The sequence below is a fragment of the Bacillus sp. FJAT-50079 genome (assembly GCF_018343515.1).
Taxonomy (GTDB): Bacteria; Bacillota; Bacilli; order Bacillales; family Bacillaceae_C; genus Lederbergia.
In genome coordinates this window covers 110514-130349 of sequence record NZ_JAGYPD010000002.1, presented here as the reverse complement: position 1 = coordinate 130349, position 19836 = coordinate 110514, and the positions used below count along the sequence as shown (strand labels likewise).

The window sequence follows — 19836 nt, the reverse complement described above, 5'->3', positions numbered from 1 at the left end:
AAAATTCCTCCTTTGAACTTGGCTATGATTACCTTTCCTTTCTTAGAAACATTCGCAATACGACAAATGTACCAAGAACCGAATAAGCGAATGCCCAAGTTGCAAGCATCCAAAAAGCTTTCCCGATTTGTACTGCATCACCTTCATTCAAATAATGAAGCACATGTGTAACTGGTGGAAATAAGAGAAGTACCCATTTAAGCAGACTTACTTTCTCCACTAATCCTTCATATGAAATAGATACAACAATGACGAACATCGCTAAGAGCCAAGCGTATTTTCTTGTGGAAAACGAAGTAATAGAGAAAAAAGTACCTACTAACATTCCAAACCAAGCTAAAAAGAAATGACTATAAATGGTTAAGCCAATATGTATCGGCAAAATTGTACCTTTAAAATTGTTCATCCAGATCGGATAAAGAATGACAAATAGGATAAGTATGAATGCAAAAATGAAACACATTGTCCAATTTCCCCATATATAACGAATTTTACTATTCAATTGGACAAATAATAGATGTTTCTCACTAACTTCCTCTAGTGAAAAAATACTCATAGCCAACCACGTCATTACTAAATAAATCGTCATGCTTGAGACTGCATAGCTGCTTAAAATCGGAACACCGCTGTATGCATACAAAATAAATATCCAGACAGAGAAAACAGTTAGGGGAGGAATCATTTTTAATGAGCGAACATAACTAATCAATTGATAACGAATAAATCCAATCATGCTTACCTCTTTTCCTTCACTTCTAAAATCGAGCATTTTTTATGTAATAAATCGAGCAATAATTCATCACACTTGGCCGCTTCTACGGTTATTAAAGCAGTATTCCCTTCATAAATAATATCAAGGGCATGTAGTTCTGTGAAAATATCCTTATGTTTAAATGTAATCTTTATTAGCTTTTGTTCATTTCGTGTCTGTACATAACGTGAAACCATTCCAGATTCCACATAGAGGATCTTATCTGCTAATTTCTCGATCATCTTGTCTTCATGCGTGGTGAAAATAATCGTTACTTGCTTTTTTAGTTTTTCTAGAATGGAAATTAATCTTCTTTGGCTTGAGCTATCCAATCCAGTAAGTGGTTCGTCTAAAAGAAGAACATCTGGTTTCGTCAAAAGCGCTTGTATTAAACCTACCTTTTGTTTCATTCCTTTTGAACATTGCTTTAAAGGTGTATTAACAAATGATTGTAATCCAAAGAATGTAGTATATTCTAAAAGATCTGCTTCAATTTGTTGCTTTGAAAAACCTTGAAAGGCCGCTGTTAGTAGTAAATATTCTTTAAGCTTGAATCGTAGGTTTTCTGGAAAATGCTCTGGTACATATCCAATCTTTTTCTTTCCCCTGTTGACTTTTCCACTAGTAGGTTCATATATTCCGGCTAAAATTTTTAATAAAGTACTTTTACCAGACCCATTTTGCCCGCAAATCGCCATAGTCGTATAATCTTCACAACTGAAGCTGATTTGGTTAAGAATCCTTCGTCCTTCAAATACTTTACTTATATCAATTGCTTCAAAACTTGCCTTTCCCATTCAACCACTACCTAATCTTATTTTCATTTACGATGTCTGGCCTGCATTTAGTTAAGAATTCCACTTTCGTTTCTACACCCTTTTGCTAAGATACTTCTTGTTTATTTTATGAAATTCCTGTCTTATTTGTTGATTTGTTTTCAATGTTGGATAAAAGAATAAGACAGCAAGAAAAATTCCTAAGAAATTAAATGTTCCTGTTCCAATATGAATATAGCCTTGCAATATATAAATCATTGATAAGCCAATGATGAAAGTGATATTATCTCTAAAAATGAGTCTCTGGCGCTTTTTTTCATTTTTATAGAAGGCAATAAATTTCTCATTTGTTAAATAAAAATAGATACCTAAAAGGACAACAGCGATCAACAACACTATATGTCTATATTCTTTACTAAAAAATTCAAACGCAAAAATCCCTCCTCCAATTAATAAGAAAATTAATACATATGAATAACCTGCAAAAAAGATGGAGCGGTAACTGTTGTTTATTACTTCTTTTTCTGCAAGAGACTTAAATTTTAGATCGGATCGCTCCAATAATTCATTTATTTCTTTTTTGGTTAATAAATCTTCGTCGGCATGTTTCAAAGGAACTAATTGTTTATGTAACACCCACTCTATTACTATATTTAACGCCATAAAAATGAGCCCGAAGACGATTATATTTTGAAAAGAAAAAGGAATGAGCCTACTTATAGAAAGAAAGTTAATGATTAACACGATGCACCTTAATACAAAATCTAAAATGGCCATTTTTTTAGTCAAGCCTATTAACTTCTTCTTTGACATTTCAATCACAGAGGTAGTAAATAATATTAAAATAAAGGGGCTGAAAAACCATAATGCCGCAATATCCTTTAGTCCGTAAACATTCGCAAGAATGATTACAATGAAATTATTTAAATAAAATAGAAAATTAAACAACATTAATCTTTTTATGTTTTTATTCATTTTATACCTCTTTTCTTTTCCTTCTTAAAGTTTTTGCCCGTTTTTGTTTCCTCTTCTTGAAGCACAGAATTCAGTATACGGCAGTTTCTGTTTAGGGAGAGATCTGTAAGGAGCCCGAAAAATACCCGATCTTTTAGGAAACGCATTAAAAAGTCAGGCTTCCCCCTGTAACTCCTTTTCTTGTCAATATTGGGCTCTCTTTCTGAATATTTAATTGTCTCATTTGAACAAATTATTAACAAGACAATCTACATCGGATTACACATACATTTCCGCATCCTCCCATATACTACAATGATTCAATCGAAAGGTGGAATATGAATGAACGATCAACAATCGAAAGTCGATATAGTGAGTGCCATTGACCCTTATTTTTACCAGACTTTACTAAATTTTAGGAATAAGAATGTTGTTGTAAATACAACGAAAAGTCCCTTACAAGGTTCGCTGACAGAAGTTATGCCTGACCATATTGTTATTGAAGTAAGTGGAAGCCCTTTTTATGTTAGAGCACAGGAAATTGTATGGATCACGACTGCATAATCGTATGAGAGCTACTCATTTTATGAAGGGAGAGAAAAAATGTTTAAACGTGTAAATAAATTAGCCATTGATCTTCCAATACCTGAATATGGAGATGCGAATGCGGCAGCGGCTGTTCAGGAATTATTAGGTGGTAAATTTGGGGAAATGTCAACATTGAATAATTACATGTTTCAATCATTTAATTTTAGACAAAAAAAGAAATTCAAACCTTTCTATGATTTGGTAGCCAGTATTACGGCAGAGGAGTTCGGTCATGTGGAACTTGTGTCAAACACGATCAACATCGTAAATAAAGGAACATCCTTTACGGCCGATCCCGACCTTACACCGCTTCAAGATGCAGTCAACAAACGAAATACGCATGCATTTATAGCCACTGCTCAGACTTCTATCCCAGGTGACTCGATGGGGCATCCATGGCGAGGTGACTATGTATTTTCCAGCGGGAATTTAGTGCTTGATTTATTGCATAATTTTTTTCTGGAATGTGGTGCTAGAACTCATAAGATGCGGGTTTATGAAATGACAGATCATCCTACGGCGAGGGAAATGATCGGCTATTTACTCGTCCGCGGAGGTACTCATATACTCGCTTATGCAAAAGCAATTGAAATAGCCACCGGAACTGATTTGACCAAGATGCTACCGTTGCCTAATTTAGATAATCGTGCATTTGATACAGCTAGGAAGTATGAAGAGCAAGGTTTCGGAAATGTTTTGTTTACTTGGAATGATGAAGGTGAATACAAAGATATACGCCAAATTTGGAAAGGTACCAATCCTACTAATGGTGAGCAACTGATCGTGAAAGAAGGCATACCAGAAGGTTATGAAATACCTGATCTCGAAGATCTTCCTGAGATGTTTGCACCGGGTATTGGACCTGATGAGTATCAGCAAATTGCTAAACGTCTTTTGTCAAAGATGTAGATGATTCATACACTAGCATAAAATAAAGTAGGTGGAAAAAAACGCGTCGTTTTTCTCCATCTACTTTTGTATTTGTGAGAGCTATTTTAATTGTAAATTTCCTGCACCTGCAAAATGTTATTTACAAATAAAAAAGATTGAATGTTGTTTGACAAGGAGATTCTTACCTACCCTTTCGTGCTTGCGATTTCTTTGATCAATGGCTTTAACCAGTTATCTAAATAAGTAAATGAAAAACCAGCTTTTGTTGCTTTTTCATTTGTCATATACCATGAAGAAGGAATCGCATATGGTGAGCGAATTTCGTCATTTCCAACTAAAGAGATTTTTGCGGATTTCCCAGTAGCTTCTTCGATTAATTTTATTAAATCAGATAATGAAATTTTCCCATTCGCTGTTGCATTATACGGACCTTCCACTTTTGACATGCCAGCCCAATGTAAAAATCTTGCTGCCTCCGTTGCTTGGATAAATGACATATCTGCATCCATATTCAAAAATCCAATTGGCTCCCCAGCCGCAATACGTTCAACATGAAAATGCAAACGTTGTGTATAATCATTCTCTCCCATTACAATAGGAAAGCGCACGGCTACAACGGGGAATTTTGCATACTTTAAGAAAACTGCTTCAGCTTGACGTTTTCCCTCTCCGTATGTGAAGTCTGTACTTTCACCGAAACGAATATGATAATGATATGGATCAAAATCATCCTCGCTTTTTTCCTTTCCATCCATTTCATATGTAGAAAGTGTAGAAGTAAAAACAAGCTTATCAATTTTCCCATTAAATATTTCACAAAACTGATAAGCATCATTTGGAGAATAGCAAATATTATCATAAACAAGATCGAAAGTCCGTCCTGCCGTTAGTTTTGCAAGATCCTCCTTATTCGAACGATCGCCTATCAGATGTTCTACCTTATCACCAAAAGGGTTGCCCGATTGACCTCGTGTCATAATGACAACATTATGTCCGTTTTCGATAAGTAACTCTACTAATTCACGACCAAAAAAACGTGTACCGCCTAGTACTAAAATGTTTTTCATTTGTTCGTTCTCCTCAAATTTAAATGTTACTAAGTGTAATTCTATAAAAATAGCTGTAATCCTTCTTATTAATAACGGTACCGTTACTATAATTAAAACAAGGCATCTTCTCCTCTTGAAAGATGCCCTTTTCTTCATTATTCAAAGCAATCCGATCCAACGCCAATAGGTTAAACTGAAAATGATAATTAAAACATAGCCAATGATTGTAATTGGCAGACCTGATTGTGAACTACTCCCACCACTTCCCACCCTTAAGGGCGCTTGAAGTGGGCGCTTCTCGACTTATCGTTACTTTTACTAGCTAACGAAAAATGACCGAGCTAACCCTCTTGTTCCAAGAGTTTTTACTTCTATGCTAATGCCAATAAGGGGGTCGCCTTCATTTTTGATATTGATTGCGGAATTATAGTCACAATCTGCTACATATCCACATGAACAACGGTAAGTGCGTTCATATAGTTTCATCGGTTTACGCCACAACAAGAACGCTTATTCGTAGAAAGGAACCACTCATCGATTTTCACAAGTTGTTTCCCTTCTACTTCCAGCTTGTACGCTAAGAAAATAGTGAACATGCCCCAACCATTGTCGTGAACGCTTTTACCGAAGCGAAGGGCTTGAATAAAAAGCGTTACACGTTTATGCAAGCCTGTTAATTCCATTACGGTAGCGATAAATAATGCACCGCCAACCATCCAACTGATCCCCCTAAAGCTAATTTCAAAGCCCCTTGAGTCGTATAGGGCAGTGAAGAATCATCGATTGTTGGGGACAAACCGATAAAAATGGTAATAAGACAAACAATGATAGCAGCGCTTACCGGATAAGCGACAGCCTCTGTCATCCAGAGAATGACTGCTAAAGCTAATATACCTAAAGCCCTTTGACCAGCCAATGCAAACTATCAGGGGTAGGAAGAGAAATTATGATGAAAAAAGCAATGAACAATAAAATGGATAGCCACTTTTTATTGTTCATTGTACATCCCTCTTTTTCTATATCATTATTGTCAAATATAACGAAGTACATAAATCACTTTCGATTCTCTCGAAAGACTTACATTAGTTACATAAGTCAAAAGGATGTCCAACAAAGATTTTAACCAACGACTACCTCCCACTATTCGGTACCAGTTACCTAAGTGAACACATATGCCCCAATCGACTAGTGGCAAACAAACAAATAAATAAATACTATCTCCTCTCCTTTGAACATATGATTCTTTCATTTCTATATCAAAATTTGCAATAAATTTTGCTCAACACTTCACTAACTTTAATTGCATAACTTACGTTAATTACAATATGTTCTAATAATGTCGTCATTTTTTTAGACTTAATTTAAATAGCCATTTATTTTCAATCATGATTACAATCATTATTTGATCCCAGTTTTCATTTGAGTGATTTGTTTTTTCATACAAAAACACCCCTTTAATTAAATACTAATCAAGGGGGAATGCTTGGCAACTTTTTCATAAACGCTGTGATTTGATTTTACTTGTAGAACAAAAGCAATACTGTTGTTAAAGCTCCGACCACTCCAACAGTTAAAGTCAATAGCATCCTTCTTATAAAAGGCGAAACCTAACCCGGAGATTGGAAATTTAAAAACACTCTCGCTAAATCAATAACTTAATAGTTCATCGAGCAGTTGATTAAATGATTGTTGATTTTCTAATGGTGCATTATGTCCTACGTTTTCAATCGTTACAGTCCTTCCAAAACTAGCAAGTTTTTTAATGGACTGCTTCATTAACCAATTTTCGTTCTCACCGATTGTGAATAAGAACTGAGTGTTTCCATTAGCTAAATTGGGCGGAAGTGTAAAACTTAAATTTTCTTTCAAAATTCTTATTAGATTCTCTCTACTCATATTACACGTATCTAAATAATATTTTTCAAAATATGTATCGCTAATACCGATTGTTTTCGCTTGCAATTTAGCAAATTTCTTTTTTCTTATCAAGGGGTAGGTTAAATATATTGTCGGAGTAACAAACATTTTCATTATCTTTTGCGGAATAATTAATGAACTATTAATCATCGCTCGTTTAAAAGCGTTTGGTCGTTCACTTATCATTTGAAGAGCGACTTGAGAACCTAGGGAAAATCCAATAATGTTCCACTTTTTATTTGGGGCTATATGTTCGAGTAAACTCCATAATGTTTCTACTGTATATTTCATAGAAAATAATTCATCACTGCTTGCTCCATGCCCCGGCAAATCAGGAGTTATACAACGATAATCTTTAAAATAATTTATTTGCGACTCCCACATCCAGCTACTTACACCACCACCATGAAGAAATAGTAATAATTCATCACCGTCACCAAATTCCTTAAATTCCACTATGTAACCCCCCTACCATTTCCTTAACTACATAACTAAGAAAAAATGTTTTTAAAGAAAATTCATCCATTAGCTGAATAAAATTTGCTTTGAATTTTTACAATAACATATTTTTTAGTCCACATTTGTGTTGTAGCAACTAATCTTTCACCATCTTTTTCAAAAAATAAGCCGCTGCCCTCTTTCTCCTTAAAAATCCAGCCCTTCGAACCGATCATTTCTTTAATCTGTTCATCAGCGATTGAAATCCCTTGATTTTCGCTTCTTGTTATATACCAAATGGCTTCATCTTCGCTTGCAATTTCCACTACTTTACGATCGGATTCTTCCAGTTTTTCAATTACTTCTTTTGCTGATAAATGCTCGATTGGAAGATGTGGATAGTATGATTTATTTACAAATATGAACACACCAATCATAACGATGACGATACCTAAAATCACTCCAATTTTTTTCATTTTCTCCCTCCTTTTTTTGCAAACACTCAGGTCAAACAGTACGTGTTTTTCTAGTATAGAGCTGCTATTTTAATTCATCATTCATTTTATCTTTTTTGTAGGCCAATGGCGTCATGTTCATTGACTTTCGAAATTTCTCAATAAAATAGCTTGTACTATTAAAACCGACTTGATAAGCATCTTCAGTAACATTAGACTCCGCTTCTTGCAATAGGACAAGGCTTTTTTCAATTCGGTAGTCCATCACGTAATGTAACGGTGTCGTTTTTAAAATCCGCTTGAAGTACCGGCAACATTCAGAGCGACTCAATTGCCTTGCTCTTGCAATGTCATCCAACATAATTTTCCTATCATAATGCAGGTGTATCCAACTTAACATTTGCTTCATTCGCTCACACTTTACCATTTCTGTCTGAACATATTCTGGTTGAAAACCATTTAATATTAAGTTTTTCCAAATTAACGTTAGTTGCATAGTTATACCAATTTCAAAGTAGTCTGTTTTTTCCTCAATTAGCTGTTTGATTTTTAAAATGGCATTTAATCTATTTTCCCCCCAAACTGCATGTGCTTCGACAAGAACGCAAGGTAAATTGGTCGCCTGAATATAGGGAGATACATAAATTGCGTAGAGTTCTTGTGATAAAAGAAAATGAGGAGAAACATTTAAACAAACATACACACAACCGGATTGATCCTTCCCCTCTGCCATGTGTAAGCAGCCATTGTTTATAAATAATCCGTCACCTTTTCGAGCGATTATTTTCAAATAGCTGAATAGTAAAGAGTTTTTGGACATCAAAGACCAATTTTGTGATAATAATGGAACGACTTATCTCACCAAATATATACACTATTTATGATCATTTGCTCTCACATTGATATGCTTCATTTTTATCCACTAGTCCATCATAATATAATTATGTAGTTGAAACTTGTTAGGAAAGGATGAGCTGAAGTGGATAAGGAAAATGTGAAGGCAAAAGTCATTAAACAATTTGGGAACAATGCGAATAAATATGTAACAAGTGAATCTCATTCCAAAGGGGAAGACCTTACATTGCTGGTGGATTGGCTAAAACCTCAAGATCATTGGATTGCATTAGATATTGCAACAGGTGGTGGACATGTAGCAAAAGCATTAGCACCACATGTCAAACAAGTGGTTGCATCAGATTTAACGAAAGAAATGTTAGCCAATACGTCCCAACATTTAGGAAGCTCTTTTCAAAATATTTTTTATGTCATTGCAGATGCTGAGAATCTTCCATTTTTAGATCAAACCTTTGATGTAATTACTTGTCGGATTGCTCCCCATCATTTTCCGAATCCGGACAGATTTGTTAAAGAAGTTGCCCGAGTGCTAAAACCAAATGGTTCTTTTCTAATGATTGATAATGTAGTTCCTGAAGAAAGTCACCTGGCAAAATTCATGAATACATTTGAAAGATTGAGAGATGAAAGTCACGCTGCTTGCCTCTCAATTGAAAAGTGGAGACCTTTATTTTCGGAAGCAAATTTAATGGAAATTAAATCAAAGGTGAGAAAGAAAACATACGTATTTCCAGAGTGGGTAAAAAGAACGGCGGTTAATCAACATCAAATAGACAAGGTTACGGACTATATACTTAAAGCAGATGAGAAGATTCACGAATATTTTCATATTATTATAAATGAACAAAGCATTGATTCCTTACAAGTCGATGAATGGATGGTTCAATATATGAAGAACTAATTTTTAACGATCTAGCAATAACTTTATGTTTGAGGTAGTAAGTGGCCCTAATTAATAATGTGAATAAATATTGCACTTTGTACGTTAAGAAAAATGGATCGTTGTTTGCTTTGAATTGATTTGAATATTCCCAGTCATTTGTTTTTGGAAAGCGTTAGAGCCTTCCTACATAAAATTGTAGTTAGGCTCTTCCCTTTATGACAAACTATTCTAATTCAATCTCTATATTTTTCACAAAAACAGCCGTACCTGAAATAGAAATGTCTAGTTCCCCTTCTTTTTCTTTTACATGGACATACACTCGTCCATCTTTATTGATTTCATGTCCTTGCTCTACAATTAGTGTCGCAGGTAAACTAATATTTTTATTTATATACTTTTTATAATACGCTCCCATCACACCTGAAGCTGTTCCTGTAACTGGATCTTCAATCGTTCCCGAATAAGGAGATGAAAAATGACGGGCATGAAGATTGCTCCCATGATCGCGCACTTCCATACAAATGGGATGTATAGAAGCTTTCGGCATCTTTTGTAAAATATTCGGAAATTCTTTATTGTTAGGTGTCATGTTTGAAAAGCTAGATCGCTTTTTAATAGGGATAATTAGCGTCCAAATACCTGTGCTGCCATATACAATCGGATATTCCGGATGTATATCCTCTTCTTTTAATCCAATAGCCGCAGCTAAATCAGACTTTGAACCTTCGAATGATTGAAACTGCGGTCGCGCCTGCTGCATAGTAATATACAATTGATTATATTCTTCACGGATCTCTATCGGTAGTACACCAACATTTGTTTCAATTGTGAAAGCTGATTTTTCTAGCAATCCATTCGTTTTTAGGGCATAGATAGTTCCCATTGTCGCATGGCCACAAACATTTATTTCATGGCCGGGTGTAAAGTAACGAATACGAAAGTCGGCAATTTGTGAAGGAACGACAAAAGCTGTTTCATTAAATCCAACTGCTGCGGCGATCGCAAGCATTTGTTTTTCTGTATAATTCTCGCCGTTCAATACGACCCCTGCAGGATTGCCTTTCTCTGGAATGGAACTAAACGCATCAACATGCTGAACGATAACCTTTACCAAAATACATATCTCCTTACTCCTTGAAAATCAAACCTTATCTGAACGGTTCGATAGAAGGGATTTTATTGGCAATTTTATTATAACTTATTATAAATATTATTAGAAAAATATTAAATGGATTCATATTTGAAAAGGGGCCCCTCCCCTTTTCAAGTTAACTTAAAAACTATAACTCTCTCCGTTTAACTTAAGTTGATCGAAAGTCGAAACTCAATGCACCATCATTTCATGGGCAATATCATGTCCGTCCATTTCCGATGGATAGTAGGTAGGCCAATGAAGGACTTCATCCAATAATGCTTCGCGATCGTCACCCCAATACAGGTGATAATGACCAGCTTCAGTCGGATAAATACTATGATCACTAAATTGGATATACTGAGGGAGACCTTCCGCTTCTTGCTCTAGTTTAAATATGTATCTTACTCCTCTATTTCCCGCATCATATGTTAAAATTTCGTAGCCATCATATATATACTCACCAGAATATTCTTCCCCATCTTTGAAGAACGTTATAGTCTTTTCTTGTATGACAATGCGTTCAACATCTGTTTGATACCCTTCGTTATAATACTCTTTATATTCTGCCGCCGTCATGTCACCTTTTTGCTCTGCCTTATGACTAAATACTTCATCCAGCGCACCATCCCGTAAATATGGATACACAGATTGCCAGTCTCCTTCCCAATCGGAAAGTGATCGGTCCTTTATTTGATTGTCATCAAAATAACCTTTATAAATTTGTTCTGTTTCTTCATCATGTGCATGATTATGTTCATGTTCGTGTTCATGCTTTTGTCTTTCAGAAGAGGCTTCTGTAACTGGTGATGTTGTTGTTTTAGCGGCAGATTCACTTTCGGATGAATCTAACGACTGACATGCTACTAGTAGTGAACTTATAGCCAATACACTTATCCCTTTTGCAAATGAATTTTTCAATGATAACACTCCTTTTCCTTTAAATCGTAATGATTACGATTTAGAATGTAACATATTCCATTTATAATCGTCAAGGGAAAATGTACCAATAAACTGAATAAAATTATTTGATCTGTTTATAGTGATCAGGAAACACGCTGTAATAATTTTATATTTTCGTTATAAGTTTAAGAAAAATGCAGATTAATCATGTTCAGGAGAATAAATTTAATAAAGCCTAGTTTCTCAGCTTTCACTTGAGAAATCAGGCTTTTTTTATTGACTAATCAATCAACCGAACGGTATATATTTAACGCCAAAAAGTCGAGCATTCTGCCTTATCTAAAATATTAAACTCGATCATTTTCTCAAGTAACGAGAAATCGACTGGCCCTTTCCATGAGATACGTACCAATTGCTTTGTATGATCATAGCCAGCTTGTACAATTTCGTCAGAAAAATGATCGATACCTGCACTCTCAGGAGCAACTGCTAAATGTTGTTTAGCTATGCTAAACCCAATAATGTATGTGCCATGATCGGTAAACATAGGCTGGTTCCATTTAATGACGGGAGTTAGAGTTGGGAATTTTTCAATTACCCAAGACAACACCTCATGCGTTCTGTCTCGATGTTGGGGATTATCAATTTTCGCTAAGAATTCTGCAAAAACGTTCATATTGTTGCCTCCTAATCTATAAGGAAAAATTATATCATTGAGAATAGTTATTCAAACCGATTCGTCGGTTAATTTCAGTTTATATTTTAATATAAATGACTTAAAACGCAAATTAGAGACTGATTTATATTCTTTTCAAGATAAATTTAAGCCCTGTTTGCTTTTGGAACGGAATTTTATCTCTACCATCAGTAACATGCCTTATATATATTTTTTGTTTATGTACTCCTATACAATTTCCAATTATCCTCTAAACAATAAAAAAGCAGTGTGGTTTTAAATATTCGAATCCCATTCCCCAAGTTCCTCAATTCATTATATCAGCTTTTCGCCTTGGTGATTATTCATTTGGACCGATTACCCGATTACGGATATCTAATTTTCCCTCGCCCTGTGCTCGTTTGTTTAACACAGTACGCCAGTTAGATGCTAGGAGCTCACAAGCAGCAAGTCTAGCTGCTAATCCTAAATCATGTTTTTGATTATGCATAACATCGTTACATCTCGCCACTGTCCACTCAGGAAAAGGTCTTTCTTGAAGTTGAAGCTGATCCCCTGCTTGAATCTCACCTTCCTTAAGAACACGAAAATACCAGCCTGTCCTGCCCTGTTGTTGTATTTGTAAAGCTAAATCTTTAATCTTCCAGCGTCTTGCCGGCTTCCAACAAGGCTGTCTTGGTTGTGAAACTTGTACGATAGCTCCCCCAATATGAAAAATATCACCGATACACAGGTCATCTTCGGTGATGTGCTGTACAGCCAAGTTTTCGCCAAAAGCACCAACGGTAAAATCGGTTTTTTGCAGCCTTTTTTGCCAATAATTATAATGCGAGACGGGATAGACAAATATTGCTTTTTCCGGCCCACCGTGATGTTTGAGATCGGCTTGCCCATCCCCCTGAAGATTCGTTTTTCCCGCCCAAATCTTTCCTTTTACAGTTTGCTTCACAATTCCGCTTGTCCACTCACGATCCATTGGCTGTTTAGCTTCTTTTCGTCCATATGTTCGCGGCATTCCAACCATTATTCGTTCTATGAATGGCTGCTCCATTAATCTCTCCCCCTTATTATCATATGTTTTGAGACTGCATAAACGAATAGAGCTGTTTTTGTAAACTATGTAACCCTTTATTTATTTGAAACGGATCTTTAAATGCAAATCTGAGCTTCTATCCTTGAAGTTATAAACTTGGTCCACCCACTCTCTTATCCTTATTATCTATTAGGTATTTATTATGAATTAGTATATATGATAGAATAAACCTATTATTCAGAAATATCATACGGGAGGGAATTCGTTGGAACTAAGGCAATTGGAATATTTTATGACCCTGTGTCAGGAACTGCATTTTACCCGAGCGGCTGAGAAGCTTGGCATCGCTCAGCCCTCACTAAGTCAGCAAATTCGCTTACTGGAGCATGAAGTGGGCACACCCCTGTTTGATCGTATTGGTAAAAAAACCATGCTTACCGAGGCGGGAAAAATATTGCTACACCACAGCTACAATGTGTTTCATGAACTCTCACAGTCACGTGCGGCAATTAGCGAGCTACAGGGGTTAAAGAGAGGTACGTTGAAAATTGGCGTACTTCTGACAGTTGTTAATTACTTGCTTTCCCCTACAGTCATTGGGTTTCACTCTGCTTATCCCAATGTAGAGCTTTCTGTGCACGGACTACGTACTGGTGATATTTACAAAGGATTACTGCAAAATGAACTTGATTTTGGGATCGTATTTTTGCCCATGGAACATGATGACCTAGAAGCCATCCCATTGTATAAGGAAAAACTTGCCCTTGCTGCACCGATAGATCATCCCATTGCACAGAAAGCATTTGTGACACTTCATATTTTGAAGGATACGCCATCTGTTTTATTGCCTGACACCTATTTTTTGCGGCAAGTGATTAATGAGCAGTGCCGTTCATTGACATTCACCCCCCAGCCCGTACTGGAAATGACAACGATGGAATCGATCATCAATATGGTTAGCAAGGGGGTTGGTGTCACCATACTACCAAAAGCTTACTTAGATTATATTGATAATACACAAATTCGAACGGTACCTATTCAAAATCCTGTGATCACTACACAAATTGGTATTGTTCATCGAAAGAACAAATATTTAAGTGCAGCCAGTCGTGTTTTTATGGAACAATTGATTTCGTCAGTCAAGGATGAACCCATTAGCTAGGCCGGGCAAGGAATCTTTCAATACGCCTCAGCACGTTTTCAATGAGATCAATAGCCTGGTCAATTTCTTCTTTAGTTATTAATATGCTCGGTAACAAGCGGATCACATAGGTCCCTGCTGTAAGTACGGGCAGTCTTTGTTGAACCAGTTCTTGAATCATTGGAGCAACTGAATCACGGCATTGAATACCAATTAAAAGACCGACCCCTCTTATAGATTCCACTATTGAGTAATGTTGAAGTCGATCTATCAGTCTTTTTAAAGCATACGCTCCTACTTGTGCAACATGTTCTGTTATACGTTCATCAAGTACGTGGCCAGCCCAGCTGTTGCTGCAAGAGGAGCGCCCCTACAGGTCGAACCATGTTTTTTGTTTTCCCATCATCACGCCGATTGGAAATCAACTGGCTAATCCTTTCGCAAGTGTGATGATGTCCGGTTCGATGCCATATTGCTTATAAGCAAACAAATTTCCCGTACGCCCATCCCAGTTTGTACTTCATCGATAATGAGCGCACTCCATGCTCCTTGCATAAGGTCGAAAGTTTAGCCACAAATTCGGGTTCCGCTTGGTAAACCCCGCCCTCGCCTTGGACTAACTCCAACATTATTGCCGCAGTTCGATCACTCATTTGTTCTTTTACAGATTAAGCAAACAAATTGAAAATCATTAAAGCGTGCATATTTAAACCCTTGCGGTAAAGAATAAAAGCCATCCTGGACCTTATCTTGCCCTGTTGCTGTCAATGTTGCCATGGTGCGCCCATGAAATGATTTCTCTAACGTAATAATCTCATATCTCCCAATTTCCAGTACACGTTGATGATATCCTGCTTCGTTGGCTTCTGCACTGCTGTTACAAAAGAAAACGAGATCCATACAACTTTGATTTAGGAGTAGCTTTGCTAGCTTCTCTTGACTAGGTATGTGAAAAAGATTAGAGACATGCCAAACGAGATTCAATTGTTCCTGAATTCTTTGTTTCACTTTCACAGGTACATACATGTCCTAAATTGCATACCGCAACGCCAGACATAAAATCCAAATACCTTTACCTTGATCGTCCCATAATCGGCTGCCAACTCCTTTGACTAGCGAAATAGGGTATTTCGCATACGTCGGAAACAGAACATTGTTCTCTGCATGATTCACATAGCATCACTCCTTGAAGTATTTTTTACTTTTTGCAGTGCCGAAATAAATTGATCGAAAATATTTCCGTATGGCTTCTACATCTTTTGGATAGACCCTGTCCGAGTATCAAGGTCCTAAAATGAATTCAATGTTGTAGATATTATTTAAGTGGGATCACTGCCCTCTTGCTATAAAAACAGTGTTAAGCTAAAAATACTTAAACAAGGCTAATCATCCTCCCGGAAAATATACTTTCGGTCTGATCACTGTTCCTTTGGATTAAACATCTTTTTTTGTTGTCGAGTGTTTTATTCATACAAAGCGAATTGCGAAGTTATTTCCTTGACTCTCCCATTGAGTTGTCCAAGTAATGTTGACCGTTGTGGGTTTTTTAGTGCTTGTCCAATGATGCGTGCAATCTCCCTCATTTCATCCGGACCCATTCCTCTTGTGGTTACAGCAGGTGTTCCGAGACGCACTCCACTTGTTATTAGTGGACTCGTTGGATCAAATGGAATTGCATTTTTGTTTACCGTGATGCCGATCTGATCAAGGAGAAGTTGTGCATCCTTACCTGTTAATCCAACGTTGCGGAGGTCAAGGAGGATCAAATGATTGTCGGTGCCTCCCGAGACAACATTCAAACCCTCCGCCAGCAATGTTTGAGCTAATACATTGGCGTTCTGTAATACCCGTGTCATATATAGCTTAAATTCAGGCTTGGAATTTTCTTCAAAAGCAACCGCTTTAGCCGCGATCGTGTGCATGTGTGGACCTCCCTGGATAGCCGGAAAGACTGCTTTATCAATCGCTTGCGCCCAAGGCTTCTGGCATAAAATAATCCCACCTCTTGGTCCCCGTAAGGTTTTGTGAGTTGTGGTTGTTACAAAGTGAGCATACGGCACGGGATTTGGATGCAAGCCCGCTGCGACAATGCCTGCAATATGAGCCATATCTACAAGGAAAAATGCTCCCACCTCTTCGGCAATTTGAGCGAATGGCTCGAAATCAATCGTGCGAGGGTAAGCACTCGCTCCTACGACAATCATGCGTGGATTATGCTTATAGGCAAGCTTCTTTATTTCATCATAGTCAATCTGATAAGTTTGTTCATTAACACCATATGAAACGAAGCGGTAAAGCTTTCCGGAAAAATTCACGGGACTACCATGTGTCAAATGGCCCCCATGTGATAGATCCATGCCGAGGATTGTATCACCTGGATTTACAGCGGCAAAGTAAACGGCTGCGTTAGCCATTGCTCCTGAATGAGGTTGTACATTGGCATGTTCTGCCCCAAATAGATTTTTCACTCTTTGTCTAGCCAACTCTTCTACCGTATCAACATACTCACATCCCCCGTAATATCTTTGTCCAGGGTAGCCTTCTGCATATTTATTCGTCAGGACCGTACCCATTGCTTCCATAACCGCTTCGCTGACGAAGTTTTCAGAAGCGATTAATTCAATTTTATTGCGTTGCCGGTATAGTTCTTGCTGAATCGTTTCAGCAAGAGCAGGATCTTGTTTAAGTAAATTCTCCATTCTATCATCCCCCTTGGTGCGCATTTATTTTATATAGTAATTTTGGCATCATTTTTTAGTGAAAATGTAATTCGACCTGATACATAAAAAATTCCCGCTGACCAGATTATTCTGATATAGATATTTGTTCATTCCAATAATAACTGTCGGGATATTCCCTTTCTCCAAAAATTGCAGTCCCTACTCTAACCAGTGTTGCCCCTTCCTCTATGGCAACCTCAAAATCATTGGACATACCCATCGAGAGGATATCCATTTCAACCCCTGCAAAATTTTGTTGGATAACTTGTTGCTGAATTGACTTTAACAAGCGAAAACATTTTCTGGTCTCTTTTACGTCAGTGGTCAATTTTCCAATCGTCATAAGGCCCTTAAGATTTAATGTATCTAATTCAGTAAGCTGTTCTATCAAATTCAACGTTTCATTAGGAGCAATTCCAAACTTACTTTCCTCATATGAAGTATTAACTTGAACAAGAATGTCTAGTTGTCTATTTTCCTTAGTGAGCTGTTTATGTAATTCTTTCCCCAACTTCAAACGGTCAACAGAATGAATACAAGTTGCATATTTTAAAACACTTCTTACCTTATTTGTCTGCAAATGTCCGATGAAATGCCATTCAGCTCTATCATCTTCTTGTAATAATGGATACTTTTGCTGCAATTCTTGAACTTTATTCTCACCAATCAGGGTTTCACCTGCATCAAGAGCTTGCTTAATTTTTTCTACCGTCACAGTTTTTGTAGCTAACAATAACTTTATCTCTTCGGGTTTTCTCCCGACGGATTGACAAGCTAAATTTATTCTTTTTCTAATTTGCTGCAGATTATCACCAATCCATAAATCATTCATTTCTCTTCCTCGCTTCTTTTAAAAGGAAATTTTGATTAGAGGGAGTATCTGGAGTTGAACCAGAAGTGAAGGTTTTGCAGACCTTTGCCTTTCCATTTTGGCTATACCCCCAAAAAATATATTTATTTTCTATAATTTTGATATTACTGATTTCCATGTACAGGTTCAATTACAATATTTTACTCATAATGATTGGTTTTACCTATCAATCAACATCACAAAAAGTAAAATATCCGTTATATAATGCAAGAAGATGAAATATAGCTTAGTAAGAAGAAGTATGTTATTGGGAATAGGGACAAGTTAATGTGGGCAGAACGATTTTCCTTTCGATGCTTAGGATCAAATATCATAGGATTTCATCCTTTCCGTACTATTTCATGATCCGATATTCTTCAGCAAAAAATGATAGAAGTCTTCGATTTATTAAAGATGTTGAAAGAAAAGAAGGTGCACAAGCAGCACCTTCTTTTCGGAATTTATCCCTTAACTTCATCTAGACTCGCACCGTAATTAATATGATATACATTTCCGCCAAGCACCAAAGCTGGGACGGATTTAACACCCGCCTTCTCTGCTTCATTAATACGATTTTGCTCAGTACCGAGATGCACAATTTCCGTAGTAATCTTTGTTTTGTCAAGATAATCAAGAACCACTTGCTCTGCATCTACACACACTGGACAGCCCGCATGATAAAAAACAGCTTTTGACATTCTCAATCTCTCCCTCAATTTTTTTGTAGCATTGCTACTTATTTTTATTATAGAGGGGGATATGAAGCGTAAACAATATCATATTCCCTATCATTCTTATAGGTAAATCTAATAGGAACCATAATACTAGCGTTCCTAAATCTACTTTAGCAATATTTTCACGATCTAATTAAGCATTTCCTATTGGACTCCTGCAAATTCCTATTGGAATTCCCTTATTATTGATGATTTTTTTCAGATTCACAATAGCGTTTCCTTGATAAACTTGTTCCATAATATTTTCTATTTTTTGGCTTTCTTGTTCACTTACTTTTTGTTTCATAAGCATCTTTTGAAACCATTGACTAATTTCAATTGGGGAAACATTTCCGGCAATAGAAGAAAGACGATCATATCCATGCAATACTTTTTTTTCTAACTCCACTTCTCCGCCTGCATAAAAATATAAATCATTTCTATGTATACCATTTTTAATTCGTTCGACTTTTTCTTTATTGCCAGCATCTTTTATGCCAACGACTAAATCTATCTTACTTAATTGAATAATACTTTTTTCCGCTAAATCAAATCCAGTTCTTTTTGGATTATTATATAATATGGTTGGTTTATTACTGAGATCTATAATCCTCTTTGTATAAATAACTGCTTCTTCTTGGGTTGGTATAACATAGGGTGAATATCCTATTAAAATTCCCGCTATTTTTGTATGGCGAATTTTCTCAGCTAATAGCTCTGCCTCTTTTTGTCTAATGGCTGCTACCCCAAATATAATTTCCATATTACTAATGAGTTCTTCTGCCTGTACTATACCGTTTATAAGCTCAATTTTCTCTTGGAGGTTTAGACTATGTTGTTCTCCAGTACTTCCAGAGACTAGAACAGATTTTACTCCTTGTTTATATAGGTCACTTATATGGCTTATTGTCCCTTGTATATTTAACGTTTCATCTTCAAAAAAAGCTGTTGGTACGGCAATATGAACTTTTTCTGTCAGCATTATGTTATCTCCTTTCTCCTTTTTATCTCTGAAAACTCATCTTCTTAAGTAAATATTTTCACAATTTATTCTAAATTTCAACTTATAAAGCTTTGATCATTAAAGGTATTGCCCCATGATCTTTCTATG

21 protein-coding genes, 1 tRNA gene and 3 pseudogenes are annotated in these 19836 nt (G+C 36.4%); 4 read left to right on the top strand and 21 right to left on the bottom strand.

All coding sequences use genetic code 11. From position 1 onward, the window contains the following. Positions 1 to 28: 28 nt before the first annotated feature. The 3 genes from KHA95_RS04470 to KHA95_RS04460 form a co-directional block, all read right to left on the bottom strand. Positions 29 to 733 carry a hypothetical protein gene (locus KHA95_RS04470; RefSeq protein WP_213136290.1) on the bottom strand — a complete coding sequence of 235 codons (705 nt, stop codon included), beginning with the start codon at positions 731 to 733 and terminating at the stop codon, positions 29 to 31. A 2-nt stretch (positions 734 to 735) separates the two neighbouring features. Then, positions 736 to 1548: an ABC transporter ATP-binding protein gene (locus KHA95_RS04465; protein ID WP_213136289.1), complete on the bottom strand. Its 813-nt coding sequence runs from the start codon at positions 1546 to 1548 to the stop codon at positions 736 to 738. A gap of 72 nt (positions 1549 to 1620) precedes the next feature. Beyond that, complete coding sequence (locus tag KHA95_RS04460) at positions 1621 to 2502, bottom strand: hypothetical protein (protein ID WP_213136288.1); 882 nt, start codon at positions 2500 to 2502, stop codon at positions 1621 to 1623. Between the two features lie 321 nt (positions 2503 to 2823). Here KHA95_RS04460 and KHA95_RS04455 point away from each other — a divergent pair, with 321 nt between their 5' ends. Beyond that, positions 2824 to 3045, top strand: coding sequence for a YuzF family protein (locus KHA95_RS04455; RefSeq protein WP_213136287.1), 222 nt, complete (start codon positions 2824 to 2826; stop codon positions 3043 to 3045). Between the two features lie 39 nt (positions 3046 to 3084). Continuing rightward, the gene (locus KHA95_RS04450; protein WP_213136286.1) at positions 3085 to 3978 is read left to right on the top strand and encodes a manganese catalase family protein; all 894 of its coding nucleotides are present in this window, start codon (positions 3085 to 3087) and stop codon (positions 3976 to 3978) included. Between the two features lie 167 nt (positions 3979 to 4145). Here the strand turns inward: KHA95_RS04450 and KHA95_RS04445 are convergent, their stop codons facing one another. The 6 genes and pseudogenes from KHA95_RS04445 to KHA95_RS04420 all read right to left on the bottom strand — a co-directional run. Next, positions 4146 to 5027: an NAD-dependent epimerase/dehydratase family protein gene (locus KHA95_RS04445; protein WP_213136285.1), complete on the bottom strand. Its 882-nt coding sequence runs from the start codon at positions 5025 to 5027 to the stop codon at positions 4146 to 4148. 300 nt (positions 5028 to 5327) lie between these two features. After that, positions 5328 to 5650 (bottom strand): annotated as a pseudogene (locus tag KHA95_RS04440) (zinc ribbon domain-containing protein); the annotation flags it as partial. A gap of 41 nt (positions 5651 to 5691) precedes the next feature. Beyond that, complete coding sequence (locus tag KHA95_RS04435; RefSeq protein WP_249316586.1) at positions 5692 to 5925, bottom strand: hypothetical protein; 234 nt, start codon at positions 5923 to 5925, stop codon at positions 5692 to 5694. 731 nt (positions 5926 to 6656) lie between these two features. Further along, the gene (locus tag KHA95_RS04430) at positions 6657 to 7382 is read right to left on the bottom strand and encodes an alpha/beta fold hydrolase (RefSeq protein WP_213136284.1); all 726 of its coding nucleotides are present in this window, start codon (positions 7380 to 7382) and stop codon (positions 6657 to 6659) included. A gap of 62 nt (positions 7383 to 7444) precedes the next feature. Further along, positions 7445 to 7840, bottom strand: coding sequence for a hypothetical protein (locus KHA95_RS04425; RefSeq protein WP_213136283.1), 396 nt, complete (start codon positions 7838 to 7840; stop codon positions 7445 to 7447). Between the two features lie 64 nt (positions 7841 to 7904). Beyond that, positions 7905 to 8606, bottom strand: a pseudogene (locus tag KHA95_RS04420) (helix-turn-helix transcriptional regulator); the annotation flags it as partial. Positions 8607 to 8798: 192 nt separating this feature from the next. On the opposite strand from KHA95_RS04420, the gene KHA95_RS04415 reads away from it, so the two are divergent. Beyond that, positions 8799 to 9575, top strand: a complete 777-nt coding sequence (locus KHA95_RS04415; RefSeq protein WP_213136281.1) for a class I SAM-dependent methyltransferase — start codon at positions 8799 to 8801, stop codon at positions 9573 to 9575. A 205-nt stretch (positions 9576 to 9780) separates the two neighbouring features. Here KHA95_RS04415 and KHA95_RS04410 read toward each other — a convergent pair whose 3' ends face one another. The 4 genes from KHA95_RS04410 to KHA95_RS04395 all read right to left on the bottom strand — a co-directional run bounded on the left by KHA95_RS04410 (position 9781) and on the right by KHA95_RS04395 (position 13319). Beyond that, positions 9781 to 10671: a PhzF family phenazine biosynthesis isomerase gene (locus tag KHA95_RS04410; RefSeq protein ID WP_213136280.1), complete on the bottom strand. Its 891-nt coding sequence runs from the start codon at positions 10669 to 10671 to the stop codon at positions 9781 to 9783. Between the two features lie 210 nt (positions 10672 to 10881). Beyond that, positions 10882 to 11610: a metal-binding protein ZinT gene (locus KHA95_RS04405; RefSeq protein WP_213136279.1), complete on the bottom strand. Its 729-nt coding sequence runs from the start codon at positions 11608 to 11610 to the stop codon at positions 10882 to 10884. Between the two features lie 289 nt (positions 11611 to 11899). Continuing rightward, a complete protein-coding gene (locus tag KHA95_RS04400) occupies positions 11900 to 12268 on the bottom strand; it encodes an iron chaperone (protein WP_213136278.1) in 369 nt (122 codons plus the stop codon). Positions 12269 to 12608: 340 nt separating this feature from the next. Further along, positions 12609 to 13319 carry an MOSC domain-containing protein gene (locus tag KHA95_RS04395; RefSeq protein ID WP_213136277.1) on the bottom strand — a complete coding sequence of 237 codons (711 nt, stop codon included), beginning with the start codon at positions 13317 to 13319 and terminating at the stop codon, positions 12609 to 12611. A 247-nt stretch (positions 13320 to 13566) separates the two neighbouring features. On the opposite strand from KHA95_RS04395, the gene KHA95_RS04390 reads away from it, so the two are divergent. Beyond that, a complete protein-coding gene (locus KHA95_RS04390; protein WP_213136276.1) occupies positions 13567 to 14463 on the top strand; it encodes a LysR family transcriptional regulator in 897 nt (298 codons plus the stop codon). Here the strand turns inward: KHA95_RS04390 and KHA95_RS23090 are convergent. From KHA95_RS23090 to KHA95_RS04360, 8 genes and pseudogenes are all read right to left on the bottom strand, one after another. Continuing rightward, positions 14456 to 14932 (bottom strand): annotated as a pseudogene (locus tag KHA95_RS23090) (aminotransferase class III-fold pyridoxal phosphate-dependent enzyme). The gene KHA95_RS04390 and the pseudogene KHA95_RS23090 overlap by 8 nt on opposite strands. Further along, complete coding sequence (locus KHA95_RS23085) at positions 14919 to 15071, bottom strand: hypothetical protein (protein ID WP_283248137.1); 153 nt, start codon at positions 15069 to 15071, stop codon at positions 14919 to 14921. Before KHA95_RS23085 ends, KHA95_RS23090 begins: the two are co-directional and overlap by 14 nt. 16 nt (positions 15072 to 15087) lie before the next feature. Further along, positions 15088 to 15456 carry an aminotransferase class III-fold pyridoxal phosphate-dependent enzyme gene (locus KHA95_RS23080; RefSeq protein WP_349305438.1) on the bottom strand — a complete coding sequence of 123 codons (369 nt, stop codon included), beginning with the start codon at positions 15454 to 15456 and terminating at the stop codon, positions 15088 to 15090. Positions 15457 to 15905: 449 nt separating this feature from the next. Then, positions 15906 to 17141: a serine hydroxymethyltransferase gene (locus tag KHA95_RS04380; RefSeq protein WP_213136275.1), complete on the bottom strand. Its 1236-nt coding sequence runs from the start codon at positions 17139 to 17141 to the stop codon at positions 15906 to 15908. Positions 17142 to 17247: 106 nt separating this feature from the next. Beyond that, positions 17248 to 17994 carry a YggS family pyridoxal phosphate-dependent enzyme gene (locus KHA95_RS04375; protein ID WP_213136274.1) on the bottom strand — a complete coding sequence of 249 codons (747 nt, stop codon included), beginning with the start codon at positions 17992 to 17994 and terminating at the stop codon, positions 17248 to 17250. Positions 17995 to 18033: 39 nt separating this feature from the next. Further along, positions 18034 to 18105 (bottom strand) — tRNA-Cys (locus tag KHA95_RS04370). Between the two features lie 368 nt (positions 18106 to 18473). Then, the gene (locus KHA95_RS04365) at positions 18474 to 18710 is read right to left on the bottom strand and encodes a thioredoxin family protein (protein WP_213136273.1); all 237 of its coding nucleotides are present in this window, start codon (positions 18708 to 18710) and stop codon (positions 18474 to 18476) included. Positions 18711 to 18879: 169 nt separating this feature from the next. Next, a complete protein-coding gene (locus KHA95_RS04360) occupies positions 18880 to 19707 on the bottom strand; it encodes a dihydrodipicolinate synthase family protein (RefSeq protein ID WP_213136272.1) in 828 nt (275 codons plus the stop codon). Positions 19708 to 19836: the final 129 nt, after the last annotated feature.

Coding starts and splice junctions, on each gene's coding strand:
- KHA95_RS04360 (WP_213136272.1), bottom strand. CDS start 19,707: ATGCTGACAGAAAAAGTTCATATTGCCGTACCAACAGCTTTTTTTGAA.
- KHA95_RS04460 (WP_213136288.1), bottom strand. CDS start 2,502: ATGAATAAAAACATAAAAAGATTAATGTTGTTTAATTTTCTATTTTAT.
- KHA95_RS04365 (WP_213136273.1), bottom strand. CDS start 18,710: ATGTCAAAAGCTGTTTTTTATCATGCGGGCTGTCCAGTGTGTGTAGAT.
- KHA95_RS04425 (WP_213136283.1), bottom strand. CDS start 7,840: ATGAAAAAAATTGGAGTGATTTTAGGTATCGTCATCGTTATGATTGGT.
- KHA95_RS04465 (WP_213136289.1), bottom strand. CDS start 1,548: ATGGGAAAGGCAAGTTTTGAAGCAATTGATATAAGTAAAGTATTTGAA.
- KHA95_RS04400 (WP_213136278.1), bottom strand. CDS start 12,268: ATGAACGTTTTTGCAGAATTCTTAGCGAAAATTGATAATCCCCAACAT.
- KHA95_RS04380 (WP_213136275.1), bottom strand. CDS start 17,141: ATGGAGAATTTACTTAAACAAGATCCTGCTCTTGCTGAAACGATTCAG.
- KHA95_RS04445 (WP_213136285.1), bottom strand. CDS start 5,027: ATGAAAAACATTTTAGTACTAGGCGGTACACGTTTTTTTGGTCGTGAA.
- KHA95_RS04450 (WP_213136286.1), top strand. CDS start 3,085: ATGTTTAAACGTGTAAATAAATTAGCCATTGATCTTCCAATACCTGAA.
- KHA95_RS04395 (WP_213136277.1), bottom strand. CDS start 13,319: ATGGAGCAGCCATTCATAGAACGAATAATGGTTGGAATGCCGCGAACA.
- KHA95_RS04375 (WP_213136274.1), bottom strand. CDS start 17,994: ATGAATGATTTATGGATTGGTGATAATCTGCAGCAAATTAGAAAAAGA.
- KHA95_RS04470 (WP_213136290.1), bottom strand. CDS start 733: ATGATTGGATTTATTCGTTATCAATTGATTAGTTATGTTCGCTCATTA.
- KHA95_RS04455 (WP_213136287.1), top strand. CDS start 2,824: ATGAACGATCAACAATCGAAAGTCGATATAGTGAGTGCCATTGACCCT.
- KHA95_RS23085 (WP_283248137.1), bottom strand. CDS start 15,071: ATGTTGGAGTTAGTCCAAGGCGAGGGCGGGGTTTACCAAGCGGAACCC.